At 43.0% G+C, this 14,560-nt stretch carries 15 protein-coding genes; 8 read left to right on the forward strand and 7 right to left on the reverse strand.

The window, feature by feature from the left end:
* Nucleotides 1–52 precede the first annotated feature (52 nt).
* Nucleotides 53–955, forward strand: coding sequence for a carbohydrate ABC transporter permease (locus B9T16_RS03185; protein ID WP_006617347.1), 903 nt, complete (start codon nucleotides 53–55; stop codon nucleotides 953–955).
* Nucleotides 956–1,367: 412 nt separating this feature from the next.
* A complete protein-coding gene (locus B9T16_RS03190) occupies nucleotides 1,368–2,993 on the forward strand; it encodes an S-layer homology domain-containing protein (protein WP_410244079.1) in 1,626 nt (541 codons plus the stop codon).
* Nucleotides 2,994–3,065: 72 nt separating this feature from the next.
* Here B9T16_RS03190 and B9T16_RS03195 read toward each other — a convergent pair whose 3' ends face one another.
* Genes B9T16_RS03195 through B9T16_RS03205 form a run of 3 tightly spaced genes read right to left on the reverse strand, consistent with a single transcriptional unit; the run spans nucleotide 3,066 to nucleotide 5,488 of the window.
* A complete protein-coding gene (locus B9T16_RS03195) occupies nucleotides 3,066–3,668 on the reverse strand; it encodes a TIGR04282 family arsenosugar biosynthesis glycosyltransferase (RefSeq protein WP_410244080.1) in 603 nt (200 codons plus the stop codon).
* 12 nt (nucleotides 3,669–3,680) lie between these two features.
* On the reverse strand, nucleotides 3,681–5,009 hold the full coding sequence (gene guaD, locus B9T16_RS03200) for a guanine deaminase (RefSeq protein ID WP_410244081.1): 1,329 nt from the start codon (nucleotides 5,007–5,009) through the stop codon (nucleotides 3,681–3,683).
* A gap of 2 nt (nucleotides 5,010–5,011) precedes the next feature.
* Nucleotides 5,012–5,488 carry an NINE protein gene (locus tag B9T16_RS03205; RefSeq protein ID WP_410244082.1) on the reverse strand — a complete coding sequence of 159 codons (477 nt, stop codon included), beginning with the start codon at nucleotides 5,486–5,488 and terminating at the stop codon, nucleotides 5,012–5,014.
* A 270-nt stretch (nucleotides 5,489–5,758) separates the two neighbouring features.
* On the opposite strand from B9T16_RS03205, the gene acsF reads away from it, so the two are divergent.
* Complete coding sequence (gene acsF / locus B9T16_RS03210; protein ID WP_410244083.1) at nucleotides 5,759–6,835, forward strand: magnesium-protoporphyrin IX monomethyl ester (oxidative) cyclase; 1,077 nt, start codon at nucleotides 5,759–5,761, stop codon at nucleotides 6,833–6,835.
* Nucleotides 6,836–6,924: 89 nt separating this feature from the next.
* On the forward strand, nucleotides 6,925–7,623 hold the full coding sequence (locus tag B9T16_RS03215; protein ID WP_035736314.1) for an HAD-IA family hydrolase: 699 nt from the start codon (nucleotides 6,925–6,927) through the stop codon (nucleotides 7,621–7,623).
* A 401-nt stretch (nucleotides 7,624–8,024) separates the two neighbouring features.
* On the opposite strand, the gene B9T16_RS03220 is transcribed toward B9T16_RS03215, so the two are convergent.
* On the reverse strand, nucleotides 8,025–8,636 hold the full coding sequence (locus B9T16_RS03220; protein ID WP_317270684.1) for a class I SAM-dependent methyltransferase: 612 nt from the start codon (nucleotides 8,634–8,636) through the stop codon (nucleotides 8,025–8,027).
* 148 nt (nucleotides 8,637–8,784) lie between these two features.
* Nucleotides 8,785–9,456, reverse strand: coding sequence for a glycoside hydrolase family 108 protein (locus B9T16_RS03225; RefSeq protein WP_317270683.1), 672 nt, complete (start codon nucleotides 9,454–9,456; stop codon nucleotides 8,785–8,787).
* Between the two features lie 373 nt (nucleotides 9,457–9,829).
* Between B9T16_RS03225 and B9T16_RS03230 the strand changes: the two genes are divergently transcribed.
* The 3 genes from B9T16_RS03230 to B9T16_RS03240 are packed head-to-tail and all read left to right on the forward strand — an operon-like array spanning nucleotide 9,830 to nucleotide 10,906.
* Nucleotides 9,830–10,039 (forward strand): DUF2997 domain-containing protein, encoded by a 210-nt coding sequence (locus B9T16_RS03230; protein ID WP_006617668.1) that lies wholly within the window; start codon nucleotides 9,830–9,832, stop codon nucleotides 10,037–10,039.
* Nucleotides 10,040–10,085: 46 nt separating this feature from the next.
* Nucleotides 10,086–10,472 carry a DUF1257 domain-containing protein gene (locus tag B9T16_RS03235; protein ID WP_410244084.1) on the forward strand — a complete coding sequence of 129 codons (387 nt, stop codon included), beginning with the start codon at nucleotides 10,086–10,088 and terminating at the stop codon, nucleotides 10,470–10,472.
* A complete protein-coding gene (locus B9T16_RS03240; RefSeq protein ID WP_006617670.1) occupies nucleotides 10,472–10,906 on the forward strand; it encodes a ferredoxin in 435 nt (144 codons plus the stop codon). The genes B9T16_RS03235 and B9T16_RS03240 overlap by 1 nt, the downstream gene beginning before the upstream one ends.
* A 195-nt stretch (nucleotides 10,907–11,101) precedes the next feature.
* On the opposite strand, the gene B9T16_RS03245 is transcribed toward B9T16_RS03240, so the two are convergent.
* Nucleotides 11,102–12,463 (reverse strand): AAA family ATPase, encoded by a 1,362-nt coding sequence (locus B9T16_RS03245; RefSeq protein WP_410244085.1) that lies wholly within the window; start codon nucleotides 12,461–12,463, stop codon nucleotides 11,102–11,104.
* A gap of 183 nt (nucleotides 12,464–12,646) precedes the next feature.
* Here B9T16_RS03245 and B9T16_RS03250 point away from each other — a divergent pair, with 183 nt between their 5' ends.
* Nucleotides 12,647–13,057: a hypothetical protein gene (locus B9T16_RS03250; protein ID WP_006617672.1), complete on the forward strand. Its 411-nt coding sequence runs from the start codon at nucleotides 12,647–12,649 to the stop codon at nucleotides 13,055–13,057.
* A 362-nt stretch (nucleotides 13,058–13,419) separates the two neighbouring features.
* Here B9T16_RS03250 and leuB read toward each other — a convergent pair whose 3' ends face one another.
* On the reverse strand, nucleotides 13,420–14,511 hold the full coding sequence (leuB, locus tag B9T16_RS03255) for a 3-isopropylmalate dehydrogenase (RefSeq protein WP_410244086.1): 1,092 nt from the start codon (nucleotides 14,509–14,511) through the stop codon (nucleotides 13,420–13,422).
* Between the last annotated feature and the right edge of the window lie 49 nt (nucleotides 14,512–14,560).

Genomic DNA, 14,560 nt, shown 5'->3' on the forward strand with positions numbered 1-14,560 from the left:
TCTCCAGGAACTCGGTTTGCCTCCGGATTTCTGGTTTTTCACAAAGATTATCATGCGATCGCGACTTAATATCACACCCTATTTATTTTTATTACCCGCATTACTAATTTTAAGCCTTACCGTATTTTGGCCGTCCTTACAGGCCTTTTATCTCAGCTTTTTTGATTATGACTTAATTCGAGAACCTCGGTGGGTAGGCTGGGGTAATTTTCACAGACTTTGGCAAGATCAAGTATTTTGGCAAACCCTAAAAAACACCGGACTTTATATAATCGTAGTCGTTCCTATTTTAGCGATCGCACCCTTGGGGTTAGCCATTTTAGTCAATCAAAAACTCCGTGGTATTCACTGGTTTAGAACTGCCTATTATGTGCCAGTTATCATTTCCATGGTCGTAGCCGGACTAGCTTGGAAATGGTTATATGCAGAAAATGGATTACTTAATCAACTTCTCCAATATTTTACCTCATTTTTGCTCCCCTCATCTACTCAATTCCGTATTCCCTGGCTAACCGATCCTAATTTAGCCTTATTTTCAGTTATGGCAGTTACCATTTGGAAAGGGTTAGGTTATTATATGGTAATTTATCTCGCCGGATTACAATCTATCCCCGCCGAACTTTACGAAGCCGCGAGTTTAGACGGTTCCGACGGGTGGCAAAGTCATTGGGATATAACCTTACCTTTAATGACACCCTATATAGTTTTAGTCTCGATAATTTCTGCCATTTCTGCTACCAAAGTCTTTGAAGAAGTTTATATCATGACTCAGGGCGGCCCTTTAAACAGCTCTAAAACCATTGTTTATTATCTCTATGAAAGAGCCTTTCAAAACTTAGATATTGGTTATGCCTGCACCATTGGATTAGTGCTATTTGGGATAGTTTTTAGTTTATCCTTACTACGGTTAATTATTGACCGTTTAACAGGTGGTAAAAACCAGGCCACTTGGTGAAATCATCCCCCAGCAGTAGGGACCGACCCCCCGCCATAATTCATACTTCACCCTAATTTTTTGCTAAATTCCTGAAACTAAGCCATAATAGAAGTAGGTGGAATTGCCCGTCAATATATAGGGTTAGGGTCAGCAGACCCAGGATAAATAATATCTTAACCACACTGAAAGGGGGATTCTTCAACCGTAGTACCAACAACGTAACTTAGGGTCAATAAGGAGAAATATCATCATGGCTGATCTCGACTGGCTGAGAATGTTAATCCCAGCGGTGTTTTATTTAGGCTGCATCTACTTACTGCTAGGTTGGATACCCGAAAACACGGAAAGTTAAAATTTTTCACACAAACAGCCAATTGTTAGACAAAATAGGGTAAGTAAATGGTGTGAGAGACGCAACAAATAACGAATTATGAAAACCAATCGATGGCATATCATACTTACCTTAGTCGCAGCGATCGCAGTTTTGATAACCCACCCATCCCAAACTAATCCAGCTTTCCCTATGGGGGAGGCTGGTTTTACAGATGTCCAAAACCATTGGGCGCAGCCTTGTATTAAAGAATTAGCCGATCGCCAAATTATCACCGGCTACAGTGACAATACCTTCCGCCCTAATAACCCCATTACCCGCGCTGAATTCGCCGCCCTGGTTAATCAAGCATTTCCGACAGTACAACCCACCCGCCGCCGCCAGAATTTTGTCGATATACCCACAGATTTTTGGGCTTATGATGCCATTAATAGGGCGAGTCAAAAAGGGTTTTTATCAGGATATATCGGCAGCGTTTTTAATCCTCTGGTTAATATTCCTAGGGTGCAAGCATTGGTAGCCATTAGTAATGGTTTAGGATTTAAGCCCCAGCAGTTATCTCCTGAACAATTGGGAGATGTTTTTCTCGATAGCGCCACCATTCCTGATTATGCTAAAGAGGCGATCGCCGCCGCCACCGAAAATTGGTTAGTCGTTAACTATCCTAATGTTAGACAATTGCAGCCTAACCGTCCGGCGACTAGGGCTGATGTCGCTACATTCATCTGTCAAGCTATCACTAACTTTGGTGAAAATGCCTTAGTCCCCTCTCAGTATATTGCCCGCATTTCCGTAGATGATCAACCCTTGGCACAAATGCCACTGACCACCCCAGAAACCGAAGCAGTTACCGAGTCCGACCCCCCCGAAACCCCATCAATTACCCCTGATATTACCCTAAATAAACCCCCCGAAACCTCATCACCAGAACCTCAACAAATACCCGATTCTCCACCTCCTGAAAACCAATTATTTCAACCACAGGCTGAAGCCTTACCCCCACAAGAACCTATTGAAAAAAACATTGAATTTGATAATTTAATGGCAGAATTTGCTTTTAACCCTCGTCCTACTCCTAAATTTAGCTTGAAAATGACCCGGCGCGGAGAGGTGGTTTTAGATGATAATATCCCAGAAGATATCCTCAAAAATTTAACATCTAGTAACTTGGATACAATTAGATTTTTAGATATCCGCACCATCGATTTAGATGGAGATCGGGAACCTGAGTTAATTATAGACCTCCAAAGTCGCGGTTATTACTCCCTTATTTATCATTATAGACCCTTAGCAAGGCAATATGGTATTATTCCTAAAAGTTGGGGTATTTGGCGCTATGATTTAACCGAAATAACTGATGATGGCTTACCAAGATTTGTGGGGTATGATTACCGATTTGCGCGGGAATTTAATCTACAATCTCAATCACAGGTTCCGATACAAGTTTGGGAATATCGCGGCGGACAATTGCACAATGTTACTGCTAATTATCCGGAATTTGTCACCCGTCGCCTCGATCGCGTTTGGCGAGATATTGAACAGCGATACCGCCAAAATCAGGAGATTCGCGGGCTTCTGGCGGCTTATATGGCTAATCAATATTCCCTCGGTCAGGGAGAGTTGGGATGGCGGAAAGTGCGATCGCTTTTTGAGGACAGAAATATATCCGATTTGTTAGCAGATTTAACACAGTTTTTGCAAGATACCGGCTATATTCAATCCTAGCAAATTTCGCCTATTTCCTAGCTTAGGTTAATCTCAACTATATTAGCCTAGGCTACAACCCCTATAACCGGATTAACAGTTGCTGAGTTTTTCTAAGTCTTCCGGTCTGTCAATATCAGTCAAAACCGTTAAATTAGCAACCGCTATGTTAAGATGATGACAGATAGAAATAGTTTGTTTCCAGACTAATTCGGTTCCCCAATTCACTCCCTCAAATATTTCTGGGATAAATCTTGATAGTCCGATTAAATAATATCCGCCGTCCGTCGCGGGTCCTAGGACTATATCAAACTGCTGGAGTAGCTGGAAGGCTTGATTAAGTATATGGTAAGTTATGGCTGGACAGTCGGTTCCGATCATCACTACCGGGGTATATTTACGGTTAAATGCTGACTGGAATGCTTCCGACATTCTCTCGCCTAAATCTCCTCCTACTTGAGGATTATAACACAGATCATGCCCTAGCCAATCTTGCATTTTAACTAGGGTAGTTCCTGTGAATTTAATTTCTGTGGAAATGGGACGCAATTCCTGGAGTTTTTCCACTGTGGCGATCGCCTTTTCGGTCATTTGGCGATGTAGTTTCGCAGCGCCTTCAATACCCAGCGCCGGAATTAGTCGCGTTTTGGTTTGACCGGGTTCTGGGTAACGGGTGAAAACAATTAAATGTTCCATAATTTGACAATTCTACCAGGTCATATAATCATGGTTACAATAGGCTAGGTTTCCCCCAATATAGGTAGCATCAATGCTGCGATCGTCCCCTAAAATCATCAGAGAAAATAGGATTTCGTTGAGTTTTTCCACTGATTCTATGCTATGCTGAGGGTGGCGGAATGCCATTAATGGTGTGGCTTGCCAATTTAATACAATAAAATCGGATTCTTTACCTACCTTAAAGTTGCCGATATATGAGTCTAAATGAATCGCTTTAGCACCCCCTAGGGTAGCTAAATAAAAGGCTTGCAATGGCGACAGAGTTTGCTCTTGTAGTTGGGTGACTTTATAGGCGGCTGACATCGTTTTGAGCATGGAAAAACTGGTTCCCGCACCCACATCACTCCCTAAACCTACCGCTATTGGGTGCGCTGGTGATTTCGCCTCTTTCAGATTAAATAATCCACTACCAATGAACATATTGGAAGTTGGACAGAAGGCTATGGCTGAACCAGCTTCGGACAGACGTTTAAACTCGGAATTGCTTAAATAAATGCCATGGGCAAAAATTGAGCGATCGCCTACTAAACCCGCCTTTTCGTATACCTCCAAATAATCTTGACAATTAGGAAACAATTGGGAAACCGTCACTAATTCTTCTCGATTTTCTGATAAATGAGTATGAACATACACATCAGGAAATTCTCGTTTTAGTTGTCCGGCTACTTCCAACTGTTCTGGGGTCGAAGTTATCGCAAACCTTGGAGTAATTGTATAGCACAACCGACCGCGATTATGCCATTCTTTAATCAAATCTTTATTATTGTCATAGGCAGTTTCCGGGTTATCCAGTAGGGAGTTAGGCGCATTCCTATCCATCATCACCTGACCAGCGATCGCCCGAATATTACGACTTTGTGCCTCCTCAAAAAATACCCGAGTTGACTCTGGGAAAACCGTTGTCATTACCACCGCTGTAGTCGTGCCATTCCGCGCCAATTCATCAAAAAAGAACCCAGCCACCTCGCGGGCGTGTAATGGGTCTTTAAACCTTTGTTCACCCGGGAAAGCATATTTTTCTAACCACTGCAAAAGCTGCTCACCATAGGAAGCAATAATCTCCGTTTGTGGATAGTGAACATGAGTATCAACAAATCCAGGTATAATCAATCTCTGGCTATAGTGGATAATCTCCACTTCTGGATAATCCGTTCGGATATTGTCATAGGAACCGAAAGCCTGAATTTTGCCATCATCAACAATTAATAAACCATCCTGAATATAGCGATAGCTATCCGTGGGAGACACCACAAACGCCTCATCAACAAAATCCAGAAAAGCGCCGCGAACTCCGTACATATTTACAACTCGTGGAAATCATAAATCACAATACCAGACTCCGGGTCATTGGTAATAGTAACATAACCCCTTTTGAACATATCATTTAAAACATTTTCCACCCGTTCAAAGTCCGCCCCAGTTGCCATTACTCCCTGAGTAACTGACAGTTTACCACCCCGCGCCGCCGCTGCCTGTAGTAATCTCATTCGCAGACGTTCCTGCAAGTCCCCAGTCACATTTAACGTCACCGGGTTACTGTGGGGAAGTGGGGAACCGTCCGGCGCAACTCCCAGCCTCGCCTGTGCTTTAGCATTACATTCCTCCACCATACTCGGAATCAAAAATACATCCACCAACTGGCCAACTCGGAACAGTCCCAAAGTACACATCCAAATTACACCCGTGACAATTTGGCCATTGTACAGGCGATGTAAACCACTGATGGGAGTAATCAAGCCGATCGCCCATAATATATAACTCGTGGTAATTTTTTTCACGATAACCTCCAAGTCCTGACATCAAGGGACTATAACCATGATCGCACATCTGAAATATCTTTGGTGCAGATCAGTGGGTGTAGCAATTCTTAACGGAATTGATTGTGCAGGCGACACCATTACTTGCTAGACTGGAATGCGTTGCATATTAAACGCTTTTGATTGCAGCCCTCAAAGGGTTGGTCATTTTAACTAAAGGGCGATGTACAGCCCATAGTAGCCCATCGCCCACACCAAGTCCCTGGCAATAATTAATAAAACACGAGCATTATGGTAGATTCCCTGAAAAAACCCACATTTGAGGAGATACGTCCTGGAGTTAAGGCTCCAGCTAAGGAAACCATCCTGACACCTCGTTTCTACACCACAGATTTTGAAGAGATGGAAAAAATGGACATCTCTGCTAATGAAGAGGAAATCAGGGCGATCTTGGAAGAGTTCCGCGTTGACTACAATCGCCATCACTTTGTCCGTGACGAAGAATTTGAGCAGTCCTGGGACCACATTGATGGTGAAACTCGGAAAGTTTTTGTAGAATTTTTAGAGCGTTCCTGCACCGCCGAATTTTCTGGCTTCCTGCTTTATAAAGAACTCAGCCGTCGCCTTAAAGAAAAAAGCCCTGTATTGGCTGAGTGCTTCTTGCTCATGTCACGAGATGAAGCACGCCATGCCGGTTTCCTTAACAAAGCTCTATCCGATTTTAACTTATCTCTGGATCTGGGTTTTCTGACTAAAAGCCGTAAGTACACCTTCTTTAAACCCAAGTTTATCTTCTACGCTACCTATCTTTCTGAGAAGATTGGTTACTGGCGTTACATCAAAATCTATCGCCATTTAGAAGCTCATCCAGAAGACCGGATTTACCCGATTTTCCGTTTCTTTGAAAACTGGTGTCAGGATGAAAACCGCCACGGTGATTTCTTTGATGCCATGCTCAAGTCTCAACCTAGTCTGTTGAACGACTGGAAAGCTCGCCTATGGTGTCGCTTCTTCCTGCTGTCTGTGTTCGCGACTATGTATCTAAACGACCTACAGCGTGCGGACTTCTATGCAGCTATTGGCTTGAATGCTCGCGATTATGACATCGAAGTAATCGAAAAAACTAACGAAACTGCTGGTCGGGTGTTCCCCATTGTCCTTAATGTCAATCACCCCAGTTTCTACCAACGTCTTGATCATTGTGTGAAGACTAATGAGAAACTAAGTGCGATCGCTAATTCTAACGCACCTGGTTTTGTCAAGTTCTTCCAAAAACTACCCCACTACATCTCTAATGGTTGGCAGTTCTTAAACCTGTATCTGCTCAAACCCATTAATGTAGAAGCCACTCATGGTGTAGCTCGCTAATTGTCACTGACCCCCCCTCAATTATTTCTGAGGTGGGGGTCTCTCGACTGAATATCAAACACTTAAAGGCAATTACCACCCTATCGGTTATGGCGATCACCCACGTTATTTATGATCTTGACGGTATACTATTAGATACTGAACCTCTCCATGCCAAAGTCAATCAGGCGATCGCTAACCGTTATGGTAAAACCATTGATAGAACCCTACAATATCAACTTTGTGGTCGTAAGTCTAAAGACTCCGCCGCCTTAATTGTAGAAACCCTGCAATTACCCCTAACCGCCGAAGCATTTTTGCAGGAAAAAGACGCAATTATCTATCAATACTATCCCCAAGTTCCCCCCTTACCCGGAATAGTTCGCCTTACCCATCACCTCGCCAACCACAATATCCCCCAAGCCGTCGCCACCAGTTCTGCTACCAGACCCTTTACCGCCAAAACCCAACCCCATCAAGCCTGGTTTTCCCTATTCCGCTGTATTGTCAGAGGAGATGACCCGGAATTAACCAGAGGAAAACCCGCACCAGATATATTTTTAATTACTGCTAAACGACTAGGCGCTAAACCTGAAAATTGCCTAGTTTTTGAAGACTCCCTCGCTGGCGTAATGGCGGCGCGACAAGCGGGAATGTGTGTTGTGGCTATTCCACCGCCAGAAATGGACTACAGCGCCTATCAACAAGCTAATCAAGTCCTGACTTCCCTAGAAGATTTTAACCCAGAATATTGGCATCTTCCAGCTTTTAAACCCCATAATCATCCGGTTTCCCCCGCGAAAGTTTAGGTCATCAACCCCCAACAGCCATGCTCACCCCCCATAACATAAGTTTAACTAATTCATACCGCCAGATGAATTTGATATTACAAAGATTGTTAAKATTTRTTACATTTTTATTGCTAATAGCTCGCAAATAGTTGACGAGATTATAGGGGTTGTGATACACTCARATAAATCGCACCCAAGGGGTTACTGTGTCTATATGCAAAAATACAGGCTACAACCCTGATTCTATGGCGCTTAAAGTTATTCTCTGAGGAAAAAATTAAGCTGGCGATGCACGAGTTTTTTAGGAAAATGGGACGGCCGATTTTACACCTATTGACAAAAACGCGATTATGTGCATAGCCGCTTTCCCCAGCCTCTCCCGGACGGAGAGGAAGTCAAAATAAGAGGGAGTTCATTGGTTAATAATTAACAAACTTAGTGAGGAGAACCGGACCGATTAGGTAGTGATGACTCAAACAAGACAAACCCGCAGTATTAGCCAACTGTTCCCTTTTTTTGCGGCTGTACCACCGCAACTTACCAGGAGAGACAGCAACCTCTCGATATTCAGTCCAATCATTAACGGTATAATCAGCCAGATAGAAAACTCCCCCTGGTCGCAAAACCCGTTTAATTTCTGCTAACACCAATTCAGGGTGAGGATAATGGAGAAAACTGATAGTACAAAAAACGGCATCAAAACTCGACTCAGGAAAAGGTAAAGCCTCAACATTCCCCTGTAGAAATTGTAGGCGATCGCCATAGATATTTTTATTTTTAGCCTCTTTAATCATTTGAGGAGATAAGTCAAACCCCGTCCCCTCAAGGTCAGGAAACTGTTTAGCCAAACGCTGTAGCAGTCGTCCTGTACCACAGCCAATATCAAGAATATTAGCCGAATTAGGAAACTCCGCAAACTCCAATAAACGCTTATGTACAGCCTGATAGAAAACCGTTGTTAGCAGGAAATCATAAAAAGGAGCCCAGCGGTCAAAAAACCATTGTTTATTCTGAAAAAAGCTGTCATTCATAGATTAAAGATATCCCCTACATACAAAATAGTACCGTAGCGTCAGACCCAGCAGATTTTTGGTAAAAACAAATACTGGCAACTCTGACGCACCGGAATATATCTCTCTAACCCATGTTATCGCAGGGCTATAAATCCCAGAATATCAATTAATTTTGAATCTGGCTAACATATCCCCAGAGACTATAATCACGACTGAGCCAACCATGAAAGAAAGCCATTTGACTAGGCTTTTCCTGAACTCGCTTATAACGATAAAGGATGCGCTCATTAACAATTTGTAGAGCCGTAAACTTATTGTTACCCTGTTCCATAGCGGCGCGAGTTTCAGCATCAAATACCCCCGTTTGTGGCAACCCCAAGGCTTGTTGTAAAAAAGTAATGGAATTATGAATGCCAAAATTAACGGCGGTGTCAAACATGACGATCGCTAAAGCCGGGTGCATTGCGGGAGCGCCGCTACCTCTCCAATAGCCATCATAAATTTCCAGCATTTCCGCATCAGACATTTGTAGCACATCCAAGGGAGGTAAACCCCTGCTGGCACGATAGGCATTATATTCAGTTTGGAGAATACCCCTATAGGTGCGGCCGCCAATATCTGCTGGATGGTCACTAAAGCCACCCTCAAAATAGAGAGTAAATCCCAAAGCGGCATCAAAAAGTCGCTGTTCGTAATCGCTTTTACTGCGGGTACGAGCCAAGGTTTCGTGACCAATCAAGGGAATAGAAATAGCCACCAATAACCCCAAACCGCCAGCAATCAGGCGAGACTTGAGATTCATATGCTTCAGCTTACCAGTTGCTTGTTGTACATTCATAGCTCTAACGAGTCCTTTGGTCTGGTGAGTTCACTCAACTAAGGATAGTAGCAAAGCTGACCAATCCCTGCCAGCCGTCTCCTACCCAGGCTCAGAGGGGAAATACAGAGAGCCGGAAGTAGATGTTATCGGCTCAATAGTACCATGCCTTGACGGTTCCGAGCATCTACGCGAAACTTAACATATAATGAACCTACTGCTTCAGGCATTGATAACTTTTGTCAAGTTCTCAGGGGTTTTTGTTCAACTGATTACCCCTGATGTCTGAACAGTGCAGTCAGAACCATCTGATTTAGCTGACAGCCTGCCTATATCAGAGATCTTCTCTGGTGTCGGTATTGTATTAGACCACTTTGTGCAGTCGATTTAAGCTATGGAAACCCTAGAGTTTATCATCCATCCCGACGGCCGAGTTCAGGAACGAGTCACCGGAATTGTTGGTGCTTCCTGTGCTGAGGTTACGGCGGCGATCGAAGCTGAGTTAGGGGTGGTATTAAATCAGGAGACAACTTCTGAATATTTCGCCCAAGGGAATCACCAGTCTCAGAATGCCACTGCTCAAGTGGGTTTGAGTAACTGGTAAATTCTATCTATAACCGTTCAAGCAATTCATTCACAATTTACCAACTATGTCACACTTTAGCCAAATCAAAACCCAAATTCGGAATCTCACCTCTTTAAAAGCTGCTTTGACTGATTTAGGTATTGACTGGAAACCTGGACCCCGTGAGGTTCGAGGTTATCGTGGTCAAACTATGGCGGCGGAAGTGGTTATCGAACAAGAGAATGGTTATGATATCGGCTTCGCTTGGAATGGTCAGGAATATGAACTGGTGGCAGATTTGCAATTTTGGCAACAAGCTACCCCGGTTGATCATTTCCTGAGAAAAGTTACTCAACGTTATGCTTTCCACACTGTGGTTAGCGCGAGTAGCGCCCAAGGTTTCCAAGTTTCCGAACAGCACAATAATCAAGATGGCTCGATCCGCTTAGTTGTTCAACGCTGGAGTGCTTAATGTCTCAATTGTCTGCATCATCACAACAGTCTCACTCAGAACGTTCGGGGTTAGAACCGGAATTGGGTGGGTTTTTGCGGGATGCACCTGAGCGTTCTGGTTTTGAGCCAGAGTTGGGGGGTACACTCCGCCAAAAAGGGGTTTATGTTGATGAACCTACTTGTATTGGCTGTAAGCATTGCGCTCATGTGGCTAGAAACACATTCTATATTGAGCCAGACCATGGCCGATCGCGAGTGTTTCGCCAGGATGGAGATTCCGAAGATGTCATTCAAGAGGCGATCGATACTTGTCCGGTTGATTGCATTCACTGGGTTGACTATACCGAACTCAAAGTCCTTGAACAAGAACGTCAAAATCAGGTGATCGCTAGGGTTGGTTTTCCGGCTGAGGCGGCGATCGCCCCCCGGAAACGTAAACAGTCCCGAAGGTAAACTACAATCAAACTAGGGGTGATTCCTATATTATCCCCTCATCCCTAGATTATTACAAGTTAAGCAAAAGTGAGAACATCTTGCTTTTGCTTTTTTGTCGGCTGCATATACCTAAAACATCCCAAATAGGTGCGATCGCTCTCTTCGCTCTCTCTTTAGCCACATCACTATACCAATCCATTCTACCAATTCCTATCACTGTTGACAACAGAGCAGATACTCCCTCAATACCGGACACACCTTAAACAACAGCCGATTTTCTCGAATTTTCGTAACTATATATCGCTGCTGTAAGGACTGTAACCCGTTAATTAAGTCCATTGATGATAACTGTAAACTCTCCGTTAAATCTTCTCTAGTTAAAGGTTTATCTAACTGGCTCAACTCTAAGATAAGTTGCTGTTCTATGGGTGAGAGTCGCTCAAATAGCTGCTGAAAACCAAACTGCATTTCTGGGGTGATTATCAAGCTATTCTCGGCCAAAAAATCAGCGACATGACCATCAAAAATGTTGTGGATGATAAAAGCAATCTGTTTCAAATAACCAGGATTTCCCTGATATAATTGGATTAACTTTAACCAATTATCCTCATCCTTCAGCAGTCCTCCTCCCATATTTCTCAGGATTTCTACATCCTCTAAACCGGATAACTCTAAAGATTTTATGGGATATAATTGCTCATCTAAACACTCCATCTCTCGACATTTCTCTCGACTGATTAATATAACATTACTCTGATGTTCTAAGTCGGCGATCGCCCGGAAAAAGTTTTGATAATCTTGATAGTCTCTTTCGTATTGTCCGACTAATGCGCCTCTCGTAAACAGATTTTGTACATCGTCCAGGATGATTAAACAGTGCTTTTCCGTCAAGAAACCTAATAGTTGTTTAAGGCGATCGCTCACAGTTACTTTTGGTTCTTCTTCGCTAACTTTCAATAAATCATTAACTAGCGATGTCAACGATTCGGGAAATTTTAAGTCCCTCCAAATTATTACTTCAAATCTATCTAAGTGCTGATCTACAAATCTTTTAACTAGAGTCGTTTTCCCAATCCCAGATACTCCTAACACCGCAATCAAACGACTCTTTCCCTTATTCAATAACCACTCTTCCAGCCTCTTTAATTCCGTTTCTCGGTTAGAAAAACCAATGATTTCAGGGGCTAAACTTAAATCGAGTTTCTGGAATATATCATCATGTATTTGCTCCCTATTTGAGGGCTGACCAGGATATGAATAAAATTGTAAATTATGACTACTTTCTATGCTATTAATATTAATGAATTGTGATGAGTTAAATTCTAACCGTTCAAAGGTTGAGCGAAAGTTATTTTTTTTTATATCCTCACCTAATGCTTCAGATAATATTTGCCATAATTTATAACCAATATCTCTAACATGACGCTCACTCAAGTGACATGAATCAGCGATTTTATCATAGGTTTTACCTTCCCATACTCCCTTAATCACAGTTTGCTGAGAGTCGTCTAAGTGCTTTTCTGTTTGCTGAAACACTAGATGATCTGCCAATTGTAAAACTTTTGTTACATCCATTTAACTTAAACAGGCTAATCGATTTAATCATTATACCTTAGTTGATGCTCGTCATTTTGCGTCATTTTGCGTCATTGAGTTAATATTTATTCACAAAACTTCCGTCATAATCTGATTTTTAAGTATAGCCAAATACCTAAAGTTTGTGGCATTGTCGTAATTGAGCAAAGTGGAGATTTAACAATGTCAACAAAAGCACTTCATTCACGCCGTTATTTTATCCTGGGTTTAAGCAGTACATCTCTAGTATTGTTGCTGGCAGCCTGTAGTCATGTTTCCGAAAGTGAGCAGCTACGAGCAAAAAGTATTCTTAACAAAAAAATGCCTAATTTTGAAAGTCAAGCTAGAACAGCAATTAAAAATAAAAACCCTAAAGTTATAGGAAGATGGCGTTACAAATTTTCTCGAGACAAAAATACCAACGAAATTTTAATTCAGTATGGTATTCATGGGATAAACTGGCTCCAATTTCTGATTTCTATTATTGTTTCAATTATTACATTAGGGATATTTGAACCAGGATATCAGACCGGATCTTATGTAACAGTTGCGGTGAATTTACAAACGGAAAATGTTCGCTTTGTTTCCAGGTAATTAAGGAATAGTGGGCAGTTTTGAATTAATTACTAAATTACTCACCCGACAAGCATAGCGCTATTTTGAGCTAAACAATTATCTCAACTTAAGCCTTTACCTATCAGTGACTATCATTATAAATAAATGTTAAACCTTTAACAGTAGTAACACATTGAGCTAATTTTTGGGTTGAACATAAAAATGATAAAGAGTTTGTCAGGTATGCTAAAAAACTCTTCTTGTAGCCATACTTAAAATCCACCAACCTTAACAAGTATAATCACCAGATGAAATAGCGATCGCCTCCCTCAAAATTAACCCCAGAATTAACCCCAGAATTAACCTCACCCGAAGCGATCGCAATTATGAAGGAACCTTAATCAACCCTGTTCAGACAAAGCCTTTAATAACATATCGCCCATTTCCCGACAGCCTACCGCCTTCATACCCTCAGACATAATATCCCCCGTGCGGTATCCCCAATCAAGAACCTGTAACACCGCCGAATCAAGGCGATCGCTTGCTGCCGGTTCGTCCAAACCATAACGCAACATCATAGCAGCACTCAATACCTGAGCCAACGGGTTCGCCTTATCCTGTCCCGCGATATCTGGAGCCGAACCGTGTACAGGCTCAAACACCCCAGGACCAGAAGCACCCAAACTCGCCGAAGGTAGCATCCCAATACTTCCCGTTAGCATAGCCGCCGCGTCTGAGAGGATATCCCCAAACAAATTACCAGTCACAATAGTATCAAACTGTTTCGGCCAGCGCACCAATTGCATAGCCGCATTATCCACATATAAATGAGACAATTCCACCTCTGGATAGTCCGCCGCCAGCGCCGTAATGCGATCGCGCCATAACTGAGAAACATCAAGAACATTAGCCTTATCCACCGAACACAGGCGACCCTGGCGTTTTTTCGCCGTTTCAAACCCCACCCGTCCAATCCGGTCTATTTCCGATTCTCCATAGGCCATCGTATTGACCCCCCGTTTTTCCCCCGTCTCCGTCTCAAAAATACCCCTGGGTTGACCGAAATAAATACCCCCCGTMAACTCTCGCACCACCATAATATCTACCCCTTCCACAACTTCCCGCTTCAGAGATGACGCATCAATCAAGTGAGGCAAAATAGTAGCCGGACGCAGGTTAGCAAATAGCCCCAAACCTGCTCTCAGTGCCAAAAGTCCCGTTTCTGGGCGTTGGTGACGCGGTAAATTATCCCACTTGTAGCCGCCGATCGCCGCCAACAACACCGCATCACTATCGCGACAAGCCTGTAATGATTCCTCTGGTAGCGGTTCTCCCGTAGCATCAATAGCCACTCCCCCCATGAGCGCTTCTTTAAATTCAAAACTTAGGTCTAATTGTTTACCAACAGCCTTGAGGACATCCACCGCCACCGCCATAATTTCGGGGCCGATGCCATCACCTGACAGAAGGGTAATGCGGTAGTTTTGGGTCATTTTGATATCGTTTCATATATTGTAGTGCAACCTTATATCATAACAGAAA

It is taken from the genome of Arthrospira sp. PCC 8006, from assembly GCF_046480465.1.
Taxonomy (GTDB): Bacteria; Cyanobacteriota; Cyanobacteriia; order Cyanobacteriales; family Microcoleaceae; genus Limnospira; species Limnospira platensis.